Consider the following 21,638-nt stretch of genomic DNA (forward strand, 5'->3'; position numbering starts at 1 on the left):
CCGCATAAACCAATCTACCTCTAATCCCCCCTCACCCCCTTTGTAAACGGGGGGATGTAAGGGGGGATTATGATGCCCACGCCAGTGCCCCAGAAATGTTACACCGAATACCTTTACAAAACATGCAGCAGCAAGTGCAGCAGCAAGTGCAAGTATTGCAGCGCCAAGCGGAATGAGCAGATTTAGTAATGGACTGTGTAAAGATGGTGAAAGTAAAAATGCCTGAAATGTAAGCCACTCAGAGACAAACCCGTTAAACGGCGGCAGTGCCGAAATGGATACACAACCTATTAAAAAGAGTGCAGCAGTCCACGGCATCTTATGGATAAGTCCGCCCATCTCCTCCATATTCCTTTCATGTGTAGAATGAAGCACAGCGCCTGCTCCCATAAATAGAAGTCCTTTGAACATTGCATGGTTGAGTGTGTGATAAAGTCCTGCAATGAGTGCAAGTGCGGCAAGTGTGGGCATATGGAAGGATGTAAATATGAGGGCAAGTCCTATTCCAATAAGTATTATGCCTATATTTTCTACAGAATGATATGCAAGGAGTTTCTTCAAATCATGTTGCATAAGGGCATACAGAACACCCATTATTGTAGATATGAGTCCGAATATGAGAACAACTGCGCCCCACCACCACGGGAATACACGGAGGAGGTCAAATGTAACCCTGATAATGCCGTAGATAGCAGTCTTGAGCATAACTCCGCTCATGAGCGCTGATACATTTGATGGCGCCACAGGATGTGCCTCAGGAAGCCATACATGAAGCGGCACAACACCTGCCTTTGCAGCAAACCCGAAGAATGCAAGCAGGAATGCGATAGTTGCCCAACCTTCGGAAAACTCTGTATGACGCATTGACTCAAATGTATAAGATGCGAGATTTACCGAACTGTCCTGACTTTCAATGCCTGTAGTAAGACCTGCCATAACACCAAAGGATAGAAGTATTGCAATTGCGCCAATATGAGCGACCACAAGGTATAAAAATGCAGCCCTTCGGTTTTCTACCTTTTCATCCTCGAACATTACAAGAAAATACGAGGATAGCGCCATTGCCTCCCATGCTATCATAAAGAATAAGGCATCATCCGCAAGCACGACCAGAAACATCCCTGCTATAAACAAATTATAAAATATCACGAGCGATGTAACAGGACGTTTCCCGATAAATCCTTTCAGATAGCCTATGGAATAAATAGATACAAAAAATGAGAGGAGCCCTATAACTGTCAGAAAGAACCCTGCCAAAGGGTCAAGTCTTAAATGGAAAGGGAGGTCTGGAAGCCCTATAGGGATAACAATGGATTCTGCATGACCCATTGCTGTTGTCCATACCCCGGATATAACAGCAAGTAGAGATGCCATGGCTGTAATGGGAAAGGAGACAAAAAGGAGCAGGTGTTGATACCTGATAAACAACGGTGTCAGGAGTATGGTAATCAATAACAGGTGCAAAGAAGATAAGGAAATCTCAAACGGTGTCATATCTGAGGCACTCCCACAATCACAATGTTTGTCCCTTCCTCCAATACCCAAAAAAAGGACTGGACATCCTCTTTACTCATCACAAGGTCTACTATTGCAAAGTCTCTTTTTCTTAGGTAATTCCATACCGACCCCTTTTTCAAATAAAAGGGTATAACGATAGGGCATATCCCCTAACTCTAGAAAGTCTATCTCAGTATGGGTGGTGGTATCAGTCCCTCCCTCTTTTTTGGAGGGTTTTATCTCCTTCCTTTTAGGATAAAATAATGCCCTCTTTTTGACGAGGATAATCGGCTCTATAGTTTGACCCCTTTCCCTCCAGTATCTTATTTTTGCTATATCAAATTCCCTCATGGTAAAACCCCCGTTTTTTAGATATATCTTTTTCGTAGAAGGGTTCAAGATGAGATAGGACTTCTTCTCCTGGGCTAATCCAATCTCTACCTCCAGAAGGCGATTCTCTTCGTTTAAGCCCCTTATCCCTTGGCCAACACCATTACCTGCGATGACTATGGGGCTCCCTATTGGGATTGGAATATAACCGGTTATAAATAAAAAAATAATGACAAACATTTGAACTTTGAGCTTTGACATTTGAACTTCGTACAAACAGGGCTTAAGCCCTATTGCTACCACTCCCCTCATTGCTAATTGTTAATTGATAATTTTACATTAAAAGATATATATCTTTGTCCCTACCTTAACTAGATTGTAGATGCTCTCCAGTTCCTTGTTCCCCACCCGGATACACCCATGGGTAACATTCCTGCCCAGAAGTCGGGTATAGAGGGTTCCATGGATAAAGTAACCATTACCAAATGCCAGGGCATAGTCTCCCAGAACACCCTCCTCTATCCTGGCCTTCCAGTTTTTTGGTATATCCTCCCCCTCTTCAATAAATGCCCAATCAGGCTTTATCCACACAGGGCCCCGGACCTTCCCCTTTACCTCAAACTCCCCCCTCGGGGTATCAAAGACCCACTGCCTCGCACCATTGGGGTCCCGCAAAATACTACCATTCCCACTGGAGATAACTGCCTGGAGTATAACCTTTTCTCCCTTTTTAAGTGAAAGGAGGCTCCTTGCTGTATCTACAACTATATATCTTCCATCTGGCGCAAGCATGTCAATCCTCTTCTTAATGTCCCTATTTCTTTTAATGATCTTACCTAAATCTGCTCTCTCAACCGATGATATCGGTTTCTCTCTGCCAATATAATAGGCAAGCCCCTCCACCGCCAGAAGGAGGCTTATCATCCCGATAATTGATATTAACCCAAAAAATGCATTTAGCCTCAGATAAAACTTAACAAATTGTCCCCCTGAGTCTTGTTTGATAGACCTTATATCCTTCAGGGGCATAAAGGAGTGCCTCAGCCTTCCAGAGGTCATGCTCCAACCTCTTTGCCAGTTCCACCTCTGGAGGTAACGGAGGTGGGCTGCACCCGGCGAGGGTTAAAAAGAAAAGAAACCCCAAGATGAAGAGTATCATTCTGGAGTTTCTTGTATTACATCCTGAAAGAGCCATAAGTAGAGGTGAAACCTACTTCTTGCCGCCCTTCTTGGGCTTGACCTTCTCCATAGCAGCCTTTACCTGCTCGGATACACCACCTGCCTTCTCCTTGACGGCCTTGGCCTTATCAATGGCGGTCAGGTAATCCTCCTTGTCTATCAGCGCCTGAACCTCTGGGAGGGAATCCTCCAGGCCCTTTACATCACCCTTCATGGCCTCTATATCTGTCTTTGCACCCTTCCCCATGGGCGCCTTTGTTAGCAGTGCCTTTGCCTCATCTATAGCAGCCTTCGCCTCACCCTGGAGGGTAATAGCCTCCTTCTTCTTCTCCTCCTTCTTGGCCGCGGTATCGGTCTTAACCTTTTCTGCGTCTGATTTAACCGTAGCCAACATCCCCTTGGCCTTGTCATAGTTCCTTGAGAGGACAAACTTACCATCCTGAACCTTAACCTCATCCATGGCAGCGGTTAGACTATCATCCATCTTCTTTACCTCTTCCGGGAGATATGTAGTGCTGCCAGCTGCCTTTGCAGCATCCACCGATACCTTGGCACCACTCATCTCCTCGGTTGGTTGTTTTGCACAACCAGCAAAGACAAGTACAACCAGCAATCCGTAAACAACGCACCTTAATACACCTCTCATTGCCTTATTCCTCCTTTTTTATTTAGTTTCCACTAAAAAAGTGTGGAAACCATGACTTTCCTTTTTGGCTCTGGCAGTCCTTCTTAACCCATCTATTTTATGGCCAGCCCATCACCTCCATTTTCTTTAAGTTTAATTTATGGTGCAGGTATTACTTTTTTACCTTTGCTGATGTCTTTTTTGTCGTCTTTTTTGCTGTTTTTGGCTTTGCAGTTGTCTTTGGTTTTGCCTTTACCTTCTTATCTAATCTGGCATTTAGTTCAGATACCTTTGAAATCAGTTCAGAATTCTTTGTCGTTAGTTCAGTTACCTGTGTCTCAAGGACAGATTTCTCATTCGCAAATGTTTCCACCTGTTTTTTGAGTTGGATGTTTTCCTCCTGGAGTTTTTTAGACTCGCATCCTGATAAAAATGGCGCTGCAGAAAATACCAGCAATGCCAGTAATGCAACAATCTTCTTTATAACATCTCCTCCTTTTTTATCCTGTATTTTATTGCGCAGGAATAACAAGTATGATGACAGCCTCTTCCCTGCCTATATTTTTCCAATTATGTGGTTTTGTAGAATTAAAATACACGCTGTCTCCTTGTTCGAGGATATACTCTTTATCCTCCAGAACAAACCTTACCCTGCCTTTGAGTACTATTCCGAATTCCTCTCCATGACGGGAAGAGTAGGGATGTTCACCGCTCTCGCCGCCGACCTCCATTGTAAGCATAAACGGCTCTATCCTTTTTTTGCTCAGTTCATGTGCCAGTGGCTGGATTATTGCCTTTGACCCCTTGCTGAATATCTTCTTTCTTTCACCCTTTCTCATTACAACACTATCAGGTTTTGCAGGGTCATCAAAAAAATATGTAATATTTACATTAAGGGCATCAGCAATGTTTTCAAGAGATGCAATTGACGGAGAGACCTGTCCGAGTTCAAGTTGTGAAAGGAAACTTGCAGAAAGCCCTATCCTTTCACCGAGGTCCCTGAGCGACAGTTTTGCTTCTTCGCGCAGTTTTTTTAATTTGCTGCCGATCGTTATCATTTGCAGCACATTTACACTATAAATTTACATCTGTCAAGAATTACTTTACAGATTACTTGACAGATGTGCAAGAGTGGTAATGTAAACTCTTTTGTGTAACTTTAACCCAGATAACGCGTGAGCGCCAAGATTATAACAATATCAATAACGTAATGCGAAACTTTAGTTTCGCTTAAAGAAAAGGCAAAAGAAGAGGCGATAAAGGAGATATAGGAGAAGTATAAGATAAAAACATGGCTTGAGGCGCTAAGGGAATTTGCCAAATCTCATGACGACCTGCCAAAGATAATCTGGGTGATATATTTATTTATATATTTATTTTGACATAACATCACTTTTAATCTATAATGTTTTAAATTACCAACACAGCATAATGGGAGGCTTTTATGAAAAAATTGATTTCCTTTACAATGATTTTAATCCTGTTGAACCTAACATACGGCTGCACAGAGTATCATGCTCAGGGTGCAGGTATTGGTGGACTTGTAGGTGGTGTTGCAGGGGCACTCCTTGATAAAAAGAATCCATGGAGAGGCGGTGTGATAGGGGCAGGACTTGGTGCAGTTGCAGGTGCAACACTGACAGATATATCTATGCGGGCATCAAAGGAGGCAGCATCGTCTGGCAAACCCGTGGAATACAGAACTGAAGATGGCCGTGGTGTTTATAGGGCAGACCCGTTAGAATATGATGCAAAGACAAAATGCAGGAAGGTACAAGAAAGGGTCTGGGAAGAAGGGAAACGTGTGAAGGATCAGACAAAAGAGATTTGCGAAAGTGAGAAGTCTGAAAGAAGATATTAGAACGGGACATCCTCTATAGGTGTATTATTTTCCTTGTCCCCTTTTCCTTGTCTGTCCGAATCTGTCCCCTTTTCTGTCCGCGGAGGTGACATAATCACTTTGCAACAACAGCGGACAATTCTATTTGTTGACAACACAAAAATAAATCATAAAAATATAAAACTAGTTTTTTATAAAAACCTTGACAATATTGTCAGCAAGAGGTTATAAATAAGCCCACTAATTTATTTTTGGAGGTAAAAATTGGCAACACATAGTTCTGCAGTAAAGAGGCACAAACAGAGTCTAAAAAGACGCGACGGTAATATGGTTGTAAAATCAGGTGTTAAGACTGCAATTAAAAAGGTGAGGGATGCGGTAAAAGAAGGCAATAGAGAGGATGCAAAGACATGTCTTGTAAATGCTGTGAAACTTCTGGACAAGGCCGTCAGCAAAGGGATTTTACACAGAAATAATGCATCACGGAGAATATCCAACCTGACAACCGCAGTAAATTCTATCGCTGCAAAATAAGGCTGAAAAAAACATCCAAAGGCTGAAAGAAAACAAAAAAAACTTTTTTTCAGCCTAAAACCTGTTTTTCTATTCAAGACATAGTCTCATAACCAGTCTCTCTAGTATCAACCGGTGCAGCCTGCTAGATTTAAGTGCAATGTCAGTTTCATAAAGTTTACTGAAGATGCGGAGAAGTTCATCTTCAGTAAATACATCGCTTTGTTTTAGATATTTTTCAATATAAAATGGTGACACCCCTGCCATGCCGGCAATCTTGTTTTTAGGGGTATTTCTCTTGTTTAATGTCTTCATTTTCAGAAGGATTCTAAACTGTCGGGTAATCATAGCTAAAATTTTTAAAGGTTCTTCCCCTTCTTTTGTCTTTATTATCTTACCCAATGCCATAAGGGATTCTTTAATATCTTTTTTACCCAGCGAGTCTGTAAAATTGAATATGGATGACATTTTTATGTCAGATACCGTCATCTCTGCATCGCTTATGTCTATTGTTTTCTTGTTTCCAGCAAATAGTGTAAGTTTTTCAATCTCTTTCTTTAAATCAGAAAGTTCTTTTCCTGTTGTTTCTATGAGATGTCCTATTGCTGCATCAGATATATCCTTGCCTGTCTTTCTTATTTCGGTTCTTATCCATTGAGGTAGTTCTTTTTCTGACATAGAATTAAATGCAAACATATAGTTTCGCTTATCAAGTTCTGAAAACAGGTTACTGCCTTTTTCTATTTTACCTGTTAGTGCTACCAGAATTAATGAAGTGGTATTGCATGGTCTTTTTATATATTCAACAAGTTCTGAAGACTCTGATGTGCTGATTGACTCTATACCTTTTACAATAACGACCCTTTTATCTGATATGAACGGCGCGGTTTGGCAGGTTGAAATGATTGATGATATGTCAGAATCCTTGATATGAAATACATGATAGTTTAAATCTTTAAAATCAGGTTGAACTGTCTTGTCTTTAAGAAGATTTATTGCATCTTCAATCAAGAATTCTTCTTTGCCGTAGAGGAGATATACAGGGAGGATATTACCTTTTTTTATTCTGTCAAATGTGGTGTGCATTATAAAACTTAAAAATCCTCCAGCATCCTTTCCTTTATAAGCCTTGCACTGTCTTTTGCCATTTTCTTTAGTGCCTCCCATTCCGCAGTCTTTGTTGCGGTAATATCACTAGTAACCCTGAAGTCTTCATAATCAGTAAAGTTCTTATCCTGCCATAAAATCTTGCCGTCAGATTTTCGGACAAGGGATAGTTCAAGTCTTATTGTAAGACGATATTCCTGCAAAAGGTCGTTTCTGTTAAATGATACAGGTGAGAGTTTATAATCTTTAATAGTGCCGCTGATGGTTGCCTCTCCATTTGATACTACCTTTACAATACCGCTTATTACAAACTCATCCACTACAGCAGGTGTTATAACTGATTCCACATCAGGTTTCTGGGTTTCATTCTTAAAAAAGGGTATTGAGACTGTTTTGATGTCCCCTGGAAATTTGCCGTCCTTGCCTGCTATATGATAGCCACAGCCAGAAAGGGCAGTGAATAGTGAATAGTAAATAGTGAATAGGAAAAGCCAAAACAATATTTTTGATTTTTGATTTTTGATTTTTGATTTTTTCATCATCCTGCCACTATGTTTAATATTTTATCTTGAATATACACAACCTTCTTGATGCCTTTGCCTTGCAGCCATTCTTTGACTTTACTGTCATTAAACGCAGTATCTTCAGCCTGTTTTTGGCTTGAGCCTGCAGGTATGTTCAGACGGCTCCGCACCTTGCCGTTTATCTGGACAACAAGGGTTACCTCCTGTTTTACAAGTGCGTCCTCATTGTAAGACGGCCATAACATATTTGCAAGCAGTTCTTTATTCCCTATCTCCCGCCAGAGTTCTTCGCATATATGCGGGGCAAAGGGCGAAAGTAAAACAATAAGTGATTCTACAGCACCCCTAAACTCTTTTGATTCTTTATCTTCATATCTGGAGAGGAAGTTTATATATTCCATCAAGGCTCCAATGCCTGTATTGAAGTGAAACCTTTCAATATCTTCCGTAACCTTTTTAATTGTCCTATTCATCTCCTGCCATAATGGGGACTGGGGACTGGGGACTGGGGACTGGGGAGTTGTCTTTTCTTTTACTCCTGACTCCTGACTCCTGACCCCTGACTCTAATACAAGCCTCCACACCCTGTTTAAAAACCTGTATGCGCCTTCAACACCTTCATCGCTCCAGTCCAAATCCTTTTCAGGCGGTGCAGCAAACAGGGAAAATACCCTTGCAGTATCAGCGCCGTATTTTTTTATTAAATCGTCAGGGTCAACCACATTGCCCTTGCTCTTGCTCATCTTAGCCCCGTCTTTTATAACCATACCTTGCGTCAGAAGGTTTGTGAACGGTTCATCAATCTGGACGAGTCCCAAATCCCTTATCACCTTTGTAAAAAACCTTGAATACAAAAGATGCAGAACAGCATGTTCAATGCCGCCGATATACTGGTCAACAGGCATCCAGTATTTTGCCTTATCTTTATCAAACGGTGATGTATCTTCTGAAGGCGATGTATATCTCAGGAAATACCATGATGAATCAATGAATGTATCCATTGTATCTGTTTCCCGTCTTGCAGATGAACTTCCGCACCACGGGCATCTTGTTTTTATGAATTCATCCGATTGTGCCAGAGGCGAGCCGCCCTCGCCTGTAAGTTTTATATCCTCAGGCAGTATTACCGGGAGTTTTTCATAAGGCGCAGGGACAATGCCGCATGAATCGCAGTATATGAGCGGTATGGGACATCCCCAGTATCTCTGTCTTGATATGCCCCAGTCTTTTAATTTATATGAAACGGATTTTTTGCCTGTCCCTTTTTCCTCAAGTTCTTTTACTATTGCATCCATCGCATCCCTGTTATTCATGCCGTTAAACTGCTGTGAATTTACCATGATTCCGTCATCCACATATGCCTCTGTCATTGTCTCTGGGAACAGATTTAAAATCTGTCCCCTTTTCTGCGGCTGTATGACTACCTGCAATGGAAGGTTATACTTTTTTGCAAACTCAAAGTCCCTCTGGTCGTGTGCAGGAACTGCCATAACAGCGCCTGTGCCGTATTCCATCAGGACAAAGTTTGCAATATAAACCGGCATCTTTTTATTTGTAAGAGGGTTTATGCAGTATGAGCCTGTCCAAACGCCCTCTTTTTCAAGCAACGTCTCTGCTTGACTTCTTCTATCCTGTTTTTTTATCTTTTCCATGAACCTACTGACTTCTGACTCTTGACTCTTGACTGTTAGTTTCTCCGCCATAGGATGCTCAGGGGCTATTGACATAAATGTCGCGCCATAGAGCGTATCAGGTCTTGTTGTAAAGACCTTGATTTTATCCTGTGAATTGTCAATCGGGAAATCCACCTCTGCGCCTATGCTCTTTCCTATCCAGTTCCTCTGCATAGTCCCAACCCGCTCGGGCCAGCCTGTGAGTTTATCCAAATCACTTAACAGTTCCTCTGCATATGCCGTAATCTTCAAGAACCACTGCTCCAGTTCCCGTTTTTCTGCTAAAGAGTCGCACCTCCAGCAGAGTCCGTCTATAACCTGTTCATTTGCAAGCACAGTAGAGCATTTCGGACACCAGTTCACATATGATTTCTTTTTATATGCAAGTCCCTTTTCATACATCTTTAAGAAGAACCACTGATTCCACTTATAATATTCAGGCGTGAAGGTCGCTGTCTCCCTTGTCCAGTCATATGAAAGACCCATGCTTTTCAACTGGGTTTTCATGTAAGTGATGTTTTCCCTTGTCCATTTTGCAGGGTGTGTGCCGTGCTGTATTGCCGCATTTTCAGCAGGCATGCCGAACGAATCCCACCCCATTGGATGGAGGACATTAAATCCCCTCATCCTTAAAAATCTGGCGATGATGTCGCCTATGGAATAGTTCCTGACATGCCCCATGTGGATTTTTCCGGAAGGGTATGGGAACATCTCAAGGAGATAATATTTCTGTCTGGAAGTGTCTTCTGTTACAACAAAGACATTCTTTTCTTCCCATATCCTCTGCCATTTTTCTTCAATGATATGAGGCTCATATTTCTGGGACATCAAAATCCTCCTGATAAATGATAAATCATAGTATCTCCTGAATTTTTGATTTTTACCATACGGGCAGGCATATTATCAAGAAATTTTACCGTGATGTAATCCGTAAAATAGCGATTAAAAACCTCGCTATTTTAAAAACCTGCCTGCCTGTGCCGTTGGCACGGCAGACAGGCAGGTTTCCCCAAAAATCAATGTCTATTTTTGGGTGTAATGTTTCATGTTGACAATTCTGCGGTTAATATCATATAAATTACAATTCATTACAGATATGGAGGATAATATATGTTAAAGAGGCATTGTAAAAAGATTTGTTTTATCTTATCTATTTTGATACTGATTCCAAGTCTGGTATTATCTGCAGAACAAAAGTCAAAGACAAACAAAGGAGATGCTAAATTGGAAAAAATTAAGGATCCAAAGGCAGTGATTGAAACAAGGTATGGAAATATGGAGATGAGATTTTTCCCCGACGCAGCACCGAACCATGTTAAAAATTTTATAAAACTTGCAAAGACAGGTTCTTATGATGGAACTATATTCCACAGGGTCATACCGGGATTTATGATACAAGGTGGAGACCCTAATACAAAAGGTCCGAACAAATCAATCTATGGCACGGGCGGTCCTGGATATACTATTAATGCAGAGTTTAACAAGATAAGCCACAAAAGAGGGATTGTTTCTATGGCAAGGGCAATGGATCCGAATAGTGCAGGCTCTCAGTTTTTTATAGTTGTTGCGGATTCCAATTTTCTTGATGGGCAGTATACTGTGTTTGGTGAGGTTGTAAAGGGCATAGAAGTTGCTGATAAGATTGTGAACCTGCCTAGAAATGCAAATGACCTGCCTGATGAAAGGGTTGAGATTAAGGTAAAGATTATAGAGTAACCCAAAAATAGACATTGATTTTTGGGAGTAAGATTTTTTATGGAGGTGTAGTGCAGGTATGAAACTTTCACAAAGGGCATTGAATATAAAGGAGTCGCCGACTATGGCAATTTCAGCAAAGGCAAAGGCAATGAAGGAGCGGGGCTTTGATATTATTGACTTTGGTGTTGGTGAGCCTGGTTTTGATACGCCTGAAAATATAAAAGAGGCAGGGATAAAGGCTATAAGAGATGGTTTTACAAAGTATACTGCAGTTGGCGGCACAAACGAATTAAAAGACGCCATTATAGGAAAGTTTAGGAGAGATAATGACCTTGAATATACAAGGGATGAAGTCCTTGTGTCCTGCGGAGGTAAACATTCTATATTTAATCTCTGTATGGCGATGTTTGAATCCGGTGATGAGGTTTTGATACCTGCTCCTTACTGGGTGTCATACCCTGAAATGGTATCCCTTGCAGGTGCAGAACCTATCATAATCCCGTCAAGAGAGGATAACAATTTCAAGATAACAGCAGGCGATATAAATGAATATATAAGCCCTGCAACAAAGGCTGTAATAATCAACAGCCCTTCAAACCCAACAGGTGTGGTATATGAGCCTTCTGAACTGAAACTTATTGCCGATGTCTGTCTTAAAAAAGGCATATTCATCATATCAGATGAGATTTACGAAAAACTTATTTATGATGGACATCCGTTTGTTTCAATGGCATCATTTTCAAAGGCTGTGAAGCAGCAGACCATAGTTTTAAATGGTGTCTCAAAGACATATTCAATGACAGGATGGCGCATTGGCTATGCAGCGGGGCCAAAGGAACTTATAAAGGCAATGGCAGATATCCAGAGCCAGTCCACATCAAACCCATGCTCAATATCACAAAAATCTGCTGTAGAGGCTTTAAATGGCAAGCAGGATAGTGTAGAGAAGATGGCGGCAGAACTTGATGAAAGGCGAAAGGTGATGGTTAATGGTTTAAATGCAATAAAGGGTATAAAGTGCATAATGCCAAAGGGTGCGTTTTATGTATTTCCAAATATACGCAGGCTTTTAAATAAGAGGTTTGGAGATAAGGTTATAAAGACATCTACAGATATGGCAGACTTTCTTCTTGAGCAGGCAGAGGTTGCTGTTGTGCCAGGAGACGCATTTGCCGGATGGAACTATATGAGGCTTTCCTATGCAACAAATATGGAAAATATTAAAGAAGGATTGAAAAGGATAGGAGAGGCTGTATCAAAACTGGAATAAACATGCCCTTGGCAGCATGCCTTGTAAATTGGCTGGGGGACAAGGATTCGAACCTCGATAGACAGAGTCAGAGTCTGCCGTCCTGCCGTTAGACGATCCCCCAACTGATTCTAAATTTAATTCAAAATAATCCTTACAGTCAAGAGAAATTTATAAATGCGACATATCCTCATACCAACACTCCTTTTTTTGCTTACATTAGGCACTACACTTATATCCGGTTCTTTTATGGCAGGTGTCAATCCCTTTGCCAGTCTGACAGGTTTTGTATCAGGTATGCCGTTTTCAATATCTCTGCTTTCTATCCTCCTGACACATGAGATGGGGCACTTCATTGCATCAAAGAGACATGGTATTCTGGCAACACTGCCATATTTTATTCCAGGTCCGCCATTTCCACCTTTGCCAGGCACATTCGGCGCCTTTATAAAAATGAAATCCCCTGTAGTAAATAAAAGGTCGCTCCTTGATGTCGGGGCAGCAGGCCCTTTAGCAGGATTTATTGTTTCTGTAATTGTGACTATACTTGGCGTAAGGTTTTCAAAAATCTTGCCGACACAGGGTGTTTTTGCAGAACAACTCGGCTCTTCCTTGCTATTTGATATACTAACATATATTACTGTAGGACATATACCTGATGGTTACGACCTTTTTCTAAACCCTGTTGCATATGCAGGATGGATAGGTTTCTTTGTTACATCAATAAATCTCCTGCCAATAGGACAGCTGGATGGCGGACATATACTTTATGCAGTCGCAGGAACATGGCACAGGTTTATATCTGTCGGATTTATTATAGCATTGGTTATCATGGGGATAATGGTATATGAAGGGTGGCTTATATGGGCAGTTATAATAACTATAGTGGGAACAAAACATCCGCCTGTAATAGACGACTGTACCCCGCTGAACCCTGCAAGAAAATTAATCATGTGGATTACCCTTCTGGTTTTCATTTTGACTTTTATCCCTGCACCGTTTAGGATGTAACGCACTATGAGAGGTATTTGAATGAAGATATTTACCATTGAAGAACTGAAACAATACGACGGCAGCCAGAAAGGCATGCCAGTATATTTTACCTACAAAGGCAGGGTGTATGATGTGTCTGAACATCCGTTATTTGTTGATGGCATTCACTTTGAACACTATGCCGGTGCAGACTTGACTTCCTATATGATTGATGCGCCGCATGGTGAAGAGGTTTTAGAAAAGATGAGGGTTGTGGGAGAGATTAAAATATAGAGGAATAATCTTATGGTCCCTCCGTTCCCCAAAATCCTAAATCGGATTTTGGGTTATAGACATATCTGTATATCTCATAAGCAGCCATTACCTGTTTAACATAGTTCCTTGTTTCTCTATATGGTATATTTTCCACGAATTCATCAGTATCAATATTGTTATACTTCTTTAGCCATGCCTTTACCATATGAGGTCCTGCATTATATGCAGCAAGTGCATGATAGATATTACCGTTAAACTCTCTTGTAACCTCTTTAAGATAGGTTGTCCCCATTGTAACATTTACATCCGCTAAAAATAAGTCATCAACTTGAAACTTGTCCATTGACAGTGTTTCAGCAATCTTAAGCCCTGTCTTTGGCATAATTTGCATTAACCCGATTGCACCTGCCCTTGATATGACTGTTTCATTAAATCCGCTTTCCTGTGTAATGACAGCATACACAAGGTAGGGGTCTATTAAAGAAGATGCCGTGATTTTGTCAACTATGGTTTTGTATCCCACAGGATCGGCATGAGGCAATACGGTTTGGAATAGATGGTTTTCAGATGCCATAGAAGGATTTTTGAGAAGGTAAAGTCCTATGATACGGCAGCGGTTAAGTTTTCCTATACTCCTGAATAAGATACCTGTCTGTATAAAATCATTTAAATCCGTTTTCTTTTTTACAGATTCTAATTCCAGATAAGCCAAATCCGTGAGGTTCATACTTATCAATTCTCTTGCCCTTTTGATGTCCAAGCCTTCAGCAGCAGTTGTATTTATCTGTGTATCGCCAATTACTGATAAAGGATTTATAGCAGCATCTTTAGATTTTATTCCCATATCCTCAAGTATCTTTTTTGCAAGGACCCCGTAATATGATGGCAGTGTCTCTGATAGGTATAATCTTTTTAAAACATCTATTGCCTTGTCTTTACTACCAAGTTTGAGCAATACCTTTCCATACCAGTATAGCGCCTGTTTTCTGAATTTATCAGATGGAGATGCTATTAGATGGGCAAGATATTTCTCTGTATTTCTATAATCCTTTTTTTCATAGTGCATCCATGCCATCTGCCAGAGGGCATCATCTTTCCACTTGCTTAAGGGATATTTATTTGCAAGTTTATTTAAGAGTTCTAATGCATATGCCTCCGCGCCCGATTCCCTTGATATGATAGATGTCCTATAGATTAGTTCATCCGTATAAATGCCGTCAGGAAATGTATCCATGTATTCCTTATATACTTTGACGGCATCTTCACTTTGATTTAGATTTGAATATGTCTTTCCCAGCCATGAAAATATCTCTTCCTTAATGTTGTTATTATTAGTATTGTCAAGAAGGGTTTTAAAAAATTCCATTGCCTCATTATATGCCTTTGTGTAATAAAGGGATTTTGCACTCATCATCAAAAACCGTTCTTGTTTTGTGAAAAGAGATTCCTTTATAACTGCTTTGTATTCTCTGGCATTAAACAGATTTTGGATGCGGTTATATAGTTCATCTGCAGAAAGAATCGGCTCGGGTATCATTTTTGTGTATTTATCCATGGGGTATTCTATATACAGCCGTTTTAATATATTTTGAGATTCTTCATGTCTGCCGGTATTCTCAAGACTTATGCTATACTTGTATAGTGCCTGAGACACTTCATTATGGGATGGTAATCTACTAATGAACATATTAAAATACTCTTTAGCCTTTTCATAACTGCCTGTATTTAAAAATATATCTCCTATACTTAATATAGTAGAAGGGAAAAGGGGACTGTCGGGGTATTCTTTTATAATCTTATTGAAATATAGGAGTGCCTCATCATATCTGTTAAGGTTTGATAAGGCGGATGCCCTGTAATAAATGGCATAATCGTAAAGGATGTATTTATCAGTCGCCTGCTCTAAAAAAGATAGCGAGGTTTCCCAATTATTTGACTGGTATGCCTGATAGCCGTTGAAAAAGATATACCACGGATTTAAAATATGGGTATTAGCAGGGTTTAAGTCATCTGCAAATACAGATGGGTGGTGTATAAATTGAAAAAACAGGATTAGAAGTATTATGATGTTCTTCATCGTGTCACCTTTTGATGATGCCACCTACAAGGGATTTTATGCTGTAAATTAAACTATGTCAAGGTTTGATAATGTCTATGCTGGAGCAGATTAAAAAAACTATTGAAAGATTTAAGATGCTTGAGAAAGGGGATAAGGTTCTTGCGGCTGTCTCAGGCGGTGTGGATTCAATTGTGCTTTTGCATATTTTAATTATGCTGAAAAATGAATATGAACTTGATGATGTGTCAGTCATTCATCTTAATCATTCTATGAGGGGCTGTGAGTCCAACAGGGATTATCTTTTTGTAAGGGATATTGCAAAAAAGAGAAATATCCGATTTATAGGCAAGACAGTTGATGTGATGAAGGCAGTCAATAGAAAAAACGGCTCTTTGCAGGAGATTGCAAGGAAAATCAGGTATGATTTTTTTGAGGATGCCATAAGAAGATATAAGGCAGATAAGGTTGCAACAGGACACACACTTGATGACAATGCAGAGACTGTCCTTATGAGGATTATAAAAGGGACATCTCTCAAGGGTCTGTCCGGGATACCGCCTGTTAGAGACAAATTTATCAGACCGCTTATAGAAATAAAAAGGGCGGATATTGAGAGATATGCTAATGAAAATAGACTTAAGTTTGTAGAAGACAGTTCAAATAAAATGGGAAAATATTTGAGGAATAGGCTACGTTTAAACTTACTGCCTATTCTTCAGCAGTATAATCCACGGATAAAAGAAGACCTTGCAAGGCTTGCCATATCTATTGGAAGGGATGAGGATTATTTAAAAAGGGAAACAGAAAAGATATACAGGAGGATATTATTTGAAGATGATAAAAATTCTCAGGTCTTTGACCTCAAAAAGACAAAAAAACTTCCTGATACATTGAAGGCAAGGGTATTTTTAAAGGCGATAGCCTGTATAAAGGGTAACCAAATGGGCATCTATAGTTATCATATTGATGACATCTTTAAGTTGATTTTTAACCACGAACCGCAGTGTTCTATTAACCTGCCTAAAGGGGTTGTTGTCAAAAAGGAATATGACAAATTAATATTTGCATTAGGCAGGCAAATGGGGAGGGGTTCTATAAAAGGCATAACAGGTGAAAGGTTGATAAAGGTGCCGGGCAGCACATATATCAAAGAGATTGGTAAAGAAATCAAGGCATCAATCCTAGAGTATTCAGATATTGATGTTATGTCTAAAGATAGTAAGCACATCGCATATTTTGATATGGCTAAATTGATATTTCCGCTTGTTGTTAGAAATTTTAAAACAGGAGACAGGGTTAAGCCGTTTGGCATGAAAGGCACTAAAAAGATTAAGGATTTGTTCATAGAAAAGAAGATGCCGTCCTCTGAGAGAAAGAAGACACCGATTCTTTTATCTGGAGATGATATTATCTGGGTTGTGGGTGTAAGGAGAGGGGAGGGGGCAAAGATTGATAAAGATACAAGGAGAATTTTAATGGTGGTGATGGTAGACCTAAATCCCGATTTAGAAAACCAAATCAGGATTTAAAATTTTATTGTAAACGAATGAAAATTATGACAATATAGTCATTAAATTAAGCGGACACATAATCCAGTTATGGTTCACGGTCTTTAAATGGGGGTATTGTTTAATGAATCAGTTTGTTAAGAATATAGCAATGTGGTTGATAATAATTGCAACCATGATACTTCTTTTTAATCTGTTCAGCCATCCGCAGGCGCCTCAGGAAAGGATGAGTTATAGTGATTTTATACAGGCGGTTGAAAACGGCACGGTTGCAGAGGTTACAATTCAAGGCAATGATATACACGGTAAACTAAATGACAATAAAGAATTCAGGACATTTGCACCTCAGGACCCTGAACTAATAAAGACACTGAGGTCTAAAGGCATAAAAATTGTAGTAAGACCTGAAGATCAGGGTGTATCATGGAGTGCAATCCTTGTTTCATGGTTCCCATTAATCCTGCTTGTTGCCATATGGATATTCTTTATGAGGCAGATGCAGGTTGGCGGCGGAAAGGCAATGGCTTTTGGAAAGAGTCGGGCAAGACTTTTAACTGAAGAACAGCAGAAGATAACCTTTAAGGATGTTGCAGGTATAGAGGAGGCGAAGGAAGAGGTAAGTGAGATCATTGACTTCTTAAAAGACCCGAAAAAATTTACCAAACTTGGCGGACGGATTCCAAAAGGTGTTCTTCTTATAGGACAGCCTGGGACAGGTAAGACCTTGCTTGCAAAGGCAATTGCGGGTGAGGCAGGTGTTCCGTTTTTTAGTATCTCTGGTTCAGATTTTGTGGAGATGTTTGTAGGTGTTGGCGCATCAAGGGTCAGGGACCTGTTTACGCAGGGGAAGAAGAATGCACCATGTATAATATTTATAGACGAGATTGATGCTGTGGGAAGACACAGGGGAGCTGGATTAGGCGGCGGCCATGATGAGAGGGAACAGACATTGAATCAGCTGCTTGTTGAGATGGACGGTTTTGAATCAAATGAAGGTGTAATCCTTATTGCTGCAACAAACCGTCCTGATGTCCTTGACCCTGCGCTTCTGCGTCCAGGTAGATTTGACAGGACAGTTGTTGTCCCCAAACCTGATATAAAAGGGAGGGCAGAGATATTGAAGGTTCATACAGCCAAGACACCTGTTGCCGATGGTGTAAATATAGATGTCCTTGCAAGAGGCACACCTGGTTTTTCAGGTGCTGATCTGTCAAATCTGGTAAATGAGGCTGCGCTCCTTGCTGCGAGGCAGGGTAAGGACAAGGTAGAAATGGTTGATTTTAATGAAGCAAAAGACAAGGTAATGATGGGGAAAGAAAGAAAGAGTATGATAATAAGTGAGGAGGAAAAGAAAAACACTGCATATCATGAGGCAGGACACACCCTTGTTGCTAGACTTATACCAGGTACAGATCCTATCCATAAGGTATCTATTATTCCAAGAGGGATGGCATTGGGCTTAACACAACAACTTCCAGTAGATGAAAAGCATACATATCCAAGGGATTATCTTATAAACAATATATCGGTTCTCATGGGTGGCAGGGTGGCTGAGGAGATTGTCCTCCATCATACGACAACAGGTGCCGGCAATGACATAGAAAGGGCAACGGAACTTGCCAGAAAGATGGTTTGTGAGTGGGGCATGAGCGAAAAGATGGGGCCTCTCGCATTTGGAAAAAAAGAAGAGCAGATATTTCTTGGGAGGGAGATTGCACAGCACAGGGACTACAGCGAACAAACTGCCATGGAGATAGACGCAGAGGTTAAAAAGATTGTAATGGACAACTATAACAGGGCAAAGACACTTCTTTCAGGAAATATTGATACACTCCATAGACTGGCAAAGGCGCTCCTTGAAAAAGAGGTCCTTGATGGCAATGATATAGACAGGATAATACGCGGTGAAGATAATCCAATGGAGCCTGCAACTCGCAACTCTTAAACTCATTTAACCATGTTTTCAATCAGGTACCTTCCTATTATTTCTGAAACCCAATCAAAGATTGAAATGGAAAAAATCGGGGTTGACCCTGTTGGCGTAAGCCTTATGTTAAACAAACTCCTTCATCTTAATTTAAAGGTGGAGGGACTGACACCCCCTCAGGCGAATATATTAAAACAGGAGTTTCTTTCTGTCGGCGGAGAGGCAGCTGTTCCAAGGGGTGTCATAACCTGTGATATAGATACAGCGGATGCAATACTTTCAGGGACTGAAAAACAGTTTGTGCATGTTATAGAAAAATTAAAACTCCAGCCATTTGGTCTTGAAGACATAGGCAATAGAATAAAAGATGTAATAGACAATATCCATAAAAAAGAATTTGTGATAAAGTGCAAAAATAAAGATATTGTTTTTGGCAGAAAGACGCTTGTTATGGGTGTCTTGAATATAACCTCTGATTCATTTTCTGACGGCGGGCTTTATATTAAGAAAGAAGATGCTGTTAAAAGGGTGATGGAGATGACAGATGACGGCGCTGACATAATTGATATAGGCGGCGAATCCTCCCGCCCCGGTTCATTGCCTGTTTCATTAAATGATGAACTTGACAGGGTTCTACCTGTCATAAAAGAAGTTGCTAAAAATGTAAATGTCCCAATATCAATAGATACAACAAAGGCAGAGGTTGCAAGGCAGGCAATTGAAAACGGCGCTGACATTGTAAATGATATAAGCGCATTAAGGTTTGATAAAGATATGGCGGATGTGTGCGCAAGGAATAATGTGCCTGTGATTTTGATGCATATGAGAGGCACTCCGCAAACAATGCAGACAAATTTAAAATATGATAATTTAATGTCAGAGATATTTTGTTATCTATCAGAGAGGATTGCCTTTGCAAAAGATGCAGGAATAAAACCAGAAAAGATAATGATTGACCCTGGCATTTGTTTTGGTAAATCTGCAGAAGATAATCTAAAGATTATAAGCAGGCTGGAGGAATTCAAGGGTTTTGGGATGCCGATTGTCATCGGCACATCAAAAAAATCATTCATAGGGAAAACCCTTAACCTTGATATTGATGATAGGCTTGAAGGGACTGCTGCAACAGTTGCAGCGAGCATCTTAAAAGGCGCAAATATTGTCCGCGTCCATGATGTGAAGGAGATGAGAAGGGTTGCGGATATGGTGGATGCGATAAAAAACCAAATGTAAGGAGGTAGTTGTAGATATGGATTCAAGAAAACTCTTTGGAACTGACGGCGTTAGGGGTGTTGCCAATGTGTATCCTATGACAGTAGAAATGGCAACACAACTCGGCAGGGCAATTGCGTATGTATTTAAAAAAGAGCCGAGGAGGCATAAGATTGTCATAGGCAAGGATACAAGGCTTTCCGGTTACATGCTTGAGAATGCTATGGTTGCAGGGATATGTTCAATGGGTGTGGATGTAATGCTGGTTGGCCCGCTCCCCACCCCAGGCATCGCATTTATAACCTCAAGCATGAGGGCAGATGCAGGCGTTGTCATATCTGCATCGCATAATCCGTATCAGGACAACGGCATAAAATTCTTTTCAAAGGATGGGTTTAAACTTCCTGATGAGATTGAAGGAGAGATAGAGGATTTTATATTAAATAATAATGAAATACCCTCCCATAGACCAATTGCCAGCGATATTGGCAAGGCATACAGGATTGATGATGCAATAGGCAGATATGTTGTCTTTGCAAAAAATACCTTTCCAAAGGAATTGACGCTTGATGGTTTGAAGATTGCTGTTGATTGTGCAAATGGGGCTTGTTATAAAGTTGCCCCCGAGGTCTTCTATGAACTTGGTGCAGAGGTATTTTCGATAGGCGTGAAACCGGATGGAGAGAATATAAATAAAGGATGCGGCTCTCTTTATCCTGATAGACTTGCAACTATTGTAAAGGAGAAGAAGGCTGACATTGGTATTGCACTGGACGGCGACGGCGACAGGATTATCCTTGTGGATGAAAATGGGAATATCCTTAACGGCGACTATATTATGGCAATATGTGCAGCGCGGATGATTAAGGAAAATAAACTTGCAAAAAATACATTGGTAACAACTGTAATGAGCAATATGGGTCTTGATGAGGCAGTAAAAGCCGCAGGTGGAAATCTGGTAAAGGTTGGGGTGGGGGACAGATATGTGGTGGAAGAGATGCTCAGGGGCGGTTATAACCTTGGCGGTGAACAGTCGGGTCATATAATATTTTTAGACCATACAACAACAGGGGACGGCATTATATCTGCATTACAGGTTCTTTCAATAATGGTGAAAGAAGGGCAAAGGCTTTCAGAGTTATCTAAAATAATGTATTCGTTTCCACAGGTGCTTCTTAATATAAAGGTTAGAGAGAAAAAGCCAATGAAGGACATACCTGCTGTTTTAGAGAGGATTAAAGAGGTTGAAAATGGATTAGATGGCAGAGGCAGGGTGTTTGTAAGATATTCCGGCACAGAGCCTCTTGCAAGGGTTATGATAGAGGGCAAGGATGAAAAGGCAATCAAAGGGATGGCAGATTATATTGCAGAGGCAATAGAAAAAGAAATAGGATGTAACTCAAACCTTCAGGTTTGAGAAATCAAGGCTAATGCCTTGAGTTACATGGA

At 40.6% G+C, this 21,638-nt stretch carries 21 protein-coding genes and 1 tRNA gene; 10 read left to right on the forward strand and 12 right to left on the reverse strand.

Annotated elements, in window-relative coordinates; genetic code table 11:
* The 7 genes from HZC45_09650 to HZC45_09680 all read right to left on the reverse strand — a co-directional run.
* Positions 1-1,494 (reverse strand): hydrogenase 4 subunit B (locus HZC45_09650; protein ID MBI5683400.1); only part of this gene is annotated, 1,494 nt, incomplete at its 3' end.
* Between the two features lie 72 nt (positions 1,495-1,566).
* Positions 1,567-2,130, reverse strand: a complete 564-nt coding sequence (locus HZC45_09655; protein MBI5683401.1) for a hypothetical protein — start codon at positions 2,128-2,130, stop codon at positions 1,567-1,569.
* Between the two features lie 36 nt (positions 2,131-2,166).
* Entirely contained in the window at positions 2,167-2,751 is a 585-nt protein-coding gene (locus HZC45_09660; protein MBI5683402.1) for a L,D-transpeptidase, read from the reverse strand.
* Positions 2,752-2,800: 49 nt separating this feature from the next.
* Positions 2,801-2,986 carry a hypothetical protein gene (locus HZC45_09665; protein MBI5683403.1) on the reverse strand — a complete coding sequence of 62 codons (186 nt, stop codon included), beginning with the start codon at positions 2,984-2,986 and terminating at the stop codon, positions 2,801-2,803.
* Positions 2,987-3,037: 51 nt separating this feature from the next.
* On the reverse strand, positions 3,038-3,652 hold the full coding sequence (locus tag HZC45_09670; protein MBI5683404.1) for a hypothetical protein: 615 nt from the start codon (positions 3,650-3,652) through the stop codon (positions 3,038-3,040).
* A gap of 151 nt (positions 3,653-3,803) precedes the next feature.
* The gene (locus HZC45_09675; protein ID MBI5683405.1) at positions 3,804-4,163 is read right to left on the reverse strand and encodes a hypothetical protein; all 360 of its coding nucleotides are present in this window, start codon (positions 4,161-4,163) and stop codon (positions 3,804-3,806) included.
* Positions 4,144-4,689 carry a cupin domain-containing protein gene (locus HZC45_09680; protein MBI5683406.1) on the reverse strand — a complete coding sequence of 182 codons (546 nt, stop codon included), beginning with the start codon at positions 4,687-4,689 and terminating at the stop codon, positions 4,144-4,146. The genes HZC45_09675 and HZC45_09680 overlap by 20 nt, the downstream gene beginning before the upstream one ends.
* A 386-nt stretch (positions 4,690-5,075) precedes the next feature.
* Here HZC45_09680 and HZC45_09685 point away from each other — a divergent pair, with 386 nt between their 5' ends.
* A complete protein-coding gene (locus tag HZC45_09685; GenBank protein MBI5683407.1) occupies positions 5,076-5,492 on the forward strand; it encodes a glycine zipper 2TM domain-containing protein in 417 nt (138 codons plus the stop codon).
* 243 nt (positions 5,493-5,735) lie between these two features.
* Positions 5,736-6,005, forward strand: coding sequence for a 30S ribosomal protein S20 (locus HZC45_09690; protein MBI5683408.1), 270 nt, complete (start codon positions 5,736-5,738; stop codon positions 6,003-6,005).
* 69 nt (positions 6,006-6,074) lie between these two features.
* Here HZC45_09690 and holA read toward each other — a convergent pair whose 3' ends face one another.
* From holA to HZC45_09705, 3 genes are read right to left on the reverse strand one after another with little or no spacing between them, the layout of a single operon-like run.
* Positions 6,075-7,151, reverse strand: a complete 1,077-nt coding sequence (gene holA, locus HZC45_09695) for a DNA polymerase III subunit delta (protein ID MBI5683409.1) — start codon at positions 7,149-7,151, stop codon at positions 6,075-6,077.
* Complete coding sequence (locus HZC45_09700; protein MBI5683410.1) at positions 7,079-7,633, reverse strand: LptE family protein; 555 nt, start codon at positions 7,631-7,633, stop codon at positions 7,079-7,081. The genes holA and HZC45_09700 overlap by 73 nt, the downstream gene beginning before the upstream one ends.
* Positions 7,630-10,116, reverse strand: a complete 2,487-nt coding sequence (locus HZC45_09705; protein ID MBI5683411.1) for a leucine--tRNA ligase — start codon at positions 10,114-10,116, stop codon at positions 7,630-7,632. The genes HZC45_09700 and HZC45_09705 overlap by 4 nt, the downstream gene beginning before the upstream one ends.
* 282 nt (positions 10,117-10,398) lie before the next feature.
* Between HZC45_09705 and HZC45_09710 the strand changes: the two genes are divergently transcribed.
* A complete protein-coding gene (locus HZC45_09710) occupies positions 10,399-11,004 on the forward strand; it encodes a peptidylprolyl isomerase (protein MBI5683412.1) in 606 nt (201 codons plus the stop codon).
* 58 nt (positions 11,005-11,062) lie between these two features.
* Positions 11,063-12,256, forward strand: coding sequence for a pyridoxal phosphate-dependent aminotransferase (locus HZC45_09715; protein MBI5683413.1), 1,194 nt, complete (start codon positions 11,063-11,065; stop codon positions 12,254-12,256).
* A 29-nt stretch (positions 12,257-12,285) separates the two neighbouring features.
* Here HZC45_09715 and HZC45_09720 read toward each other — a convergent pair.
* A tRNA-Gln gene (locus HZC45_09720) sits at positions 12,286-12,359 on the reverse strand.
* A 53-nt stretch (positions 12,360-12,412) separates the two neighbouring features.
* On the opposite strand from HZC45_09720, the gene HZC45_09725 reads away from it, so the two are divergent.
* Together HZC45_09725 and HZC45_09730 are read left to right on the forward strand one after the other, a co-directional pair.
* On the forward strand, positions 12,413-13,246 hold the full coding sequence (locus tag HZC45_09725) for a site-2 protease family protein (GenBank protein ID MBI5683414.1): 834 nt from the start codon (positions 12,413-12,415) through the stop codon (positions 13,244-13,246).
* A gap of 21 nt (positions 13,247-13,267) precedes the next feature.
* Positions 13,268-13,501 carry a cytochrome b5 gene (locus HZC45_09730; protein ID MBI5683415.1) on the forward strand — a complete coding sequence of 78 codons (234 nt, stop codon included), beginning with the start codon at positions 13,268-13,270 and terminating at the stop codon, positions 13,499-13,501.
* A gap of 10 nt (positions 13,502-13,511) precedes the next feature.
* Here HZC45_09730 and HZC45_09735 read toward each other — a convergent pair whose 3' ends face one another.
* Entirely contained in the window at positions 13,512-15,560 is a 2,049-nt protein-coding gene (locus HZC45_09735; protein ID MBI5683416.1) for a transglycosylase SLT domain-containing protein, read from the reverse strand.
* A gap of 77 nt (positions 15,561-15,637) precedes the next feature.
* On the opposite strand from HZC45_09735, the gene tilS reads away from it, so the two are divergent.
* From tilS to HZC45_09755, 4 genes are all read left to right on the forward strand, one after another.
* Positions 15,638-17,071 carry a tRNA lysidine(34) synthetase TilS gene (tilS, locus tag HZC45_09740; GenBank protein ID MBI5683417.1) on the forward strand — a complete coding sequence of 478 codons (1,434 nt, stop codon included), beginning with the start codon at positions 15,638-15,640 and terminating at the stop codon, positions 17,069-17,071.
* Between the two features lie 103 nt (positions 17,072-17,174).
* On the forward strand, positions 17,175-18,995 hold the full coding sequence (locus HZC45_09745; protein MBI5683418.1) for an ATP-dependent metallopeptidase FtsH/Yme1/Tma family protein: 1,821 nt from the start codon (positions 17,175-17,177) through the stop codon (positions 18,993-18,995).
* 12 nt (positions 18,996-19,007) lie between these two features.
* Positions 19,008-20,210: a dihydropteroate synthase gene (gene folP / locus HZC45_09750; GenBank protein ID MBI5683419.1), complete on the forward strand. Its 1,203-nt coding sequence runs from the start codon at positions 19,008-19,010 to the stop codon at positions 20,208-20,210.
* A 16-nt stretch (positions 20,211-20,226) separates the two neighbouring features.
* On the forward strand, positions 20,227-21,606 hold the full coding sequence (locus HZC45_09755) for a phosphoglucosamine mutase (GenBank protein ID MBI5683420.1): 1,380 nt from the start codon (positions 20,227-20,229) through the stop codon (positions 21,604-21,606).
* The last annotated feature ends 32 nt before the right edge of the window (positions 21,607-21,638 follow it).

The organism is Deltaproteobacteria bacterium, assembly GCA_016223005.1.
Lineage (GTDB): Bacteria > Desulfobacterota > GWC2-55-46 > UBA9637 > GWC2-42-11 > JACRPW01.

What these genes read in the sequence shown, in the direction of transcription:
- HZC45_09660 (MBI5683402.1), bottom strand. Translation starts at nt 2,751, where the DNA reads ATGATAAGCCTCCTTCTGGCGGTGGAGGGGCTTGCCTATTATATTGGC.
- HZC45_09665 (MBI5683403.1), bottom strand. Translation starts at nt 2,986, where the DNA reads ATGATACTCTTCATCTTGGGGTTTCTTTTCTTTTTAACCCTCGCCGGG.
- HZC45_09670 (MBI5683404.1), bottom strand. Translation starts at nt 3,652, where the DNA reads ATGAGAGGTGTATTAAGGTGCGTTGTTTACGGATTGCTGGTTGTACTT.
- HZC45_09680 (MBI5683406.1), bottom strand. Translation starts at nt 4,689, where the DNA reads ATGATAACGATCGGCAGCAAATTAAAAAAACTGCGCGAAGAAGCAAAA.
- HZC45_09685 (MBI5683407.1), top strand. Translation starts at nt 5,076, where the DNA reads ATGAAAAAATTGATTTCCTTTACAATGATTTTAATCCTGTTGAACCTA.
- holA (MBI5683409.1), bottom strand. Translation starts at nt 7,151, where the DNA reads ATGGGAGGCACTAAAGAAAATGGCAAAAGACAGTGCAAGGCTTATAAA.
- HZC45_09700 (MBI5683410.1), bottom strand. Translation starts at nt 7,633, where the DNA reads ATGATGAAAAAATCAAAAATCAAAAATCAAAAATCAAAAATATTGTTT.
- HZC45_09705 (MBI5683411.1), bottom strand. Translation starts at nt 10,116, where the DNA reads ATGTCCCAGAAATATGAGCCTCATATCATTGAAGAAAAATGGCAGAGG.
- HZC45_09710 (MBI5683412.1), top strand. Translation starts at nt 10,399, where the DNA reads ATGTTAAAGAGGCATTGTAAAAAGATTTGTTTTATCTTATCTATTTTG.
- HZC45_09715 (MBI5683413.1), top strand. Translation starts at nt 11,063, where the DNA reads ATGAAACTTTCACAAAGGGCATTGAATATAAAGGAGTCGCCGACTATG.
- HZC45_09725 (MBI5683414.1), top strand. Translation starts at nt 12,413, where the DNA reads ATGCGACATATCCTCATACCAACACTCCTTTTTTTGCTTACATTAGGC.
- HZC45_09730 (MBI5683415.1), top strand. Translation starts at nt 13,268, where the DNA reads ATGAAGATATTTACCATTGAAGAACTGAAACAATACGACGGCAGCCAG.
- HZC45_09735 (MBI5683416.1), bottom strand. Translation starts at nt 15,560, where the DNA reads ATGAAGAACATCATAATACTTCTAATCCTGTTTTTTCAATTTATACAC.
- tilS (MBI5683417.1), top strand. Translation starts at nt 15,638, where the DNA reads ATGCTGGAGCAGATTAAAAAAACTATTGAAAGATTTAAGATGCTTGAG.
- HZC45_09745 (MBI5683418.1), top strand. Translation starts at nt 17,175, where the DNA reads ATGAATCAGTTTGTTAAGAATATAGCAATGTGGTTGATAATAATTGCA.
- folP (MBI5683419.1), top strand. Translation starts at nt 19,008, where the DNA reads ATGTTTTCAATCAGGTACCTTCCTATTATTTCTGAAACCCAATCAAAG.
- HZC45_09755 (MBI5683420.1), top strand. Translation starts at nt 20,227, where the DNA reads ATGGATTCAAGAAAACTCTTTGGAACTGACGGCGTTAGGGGTGTTGCC.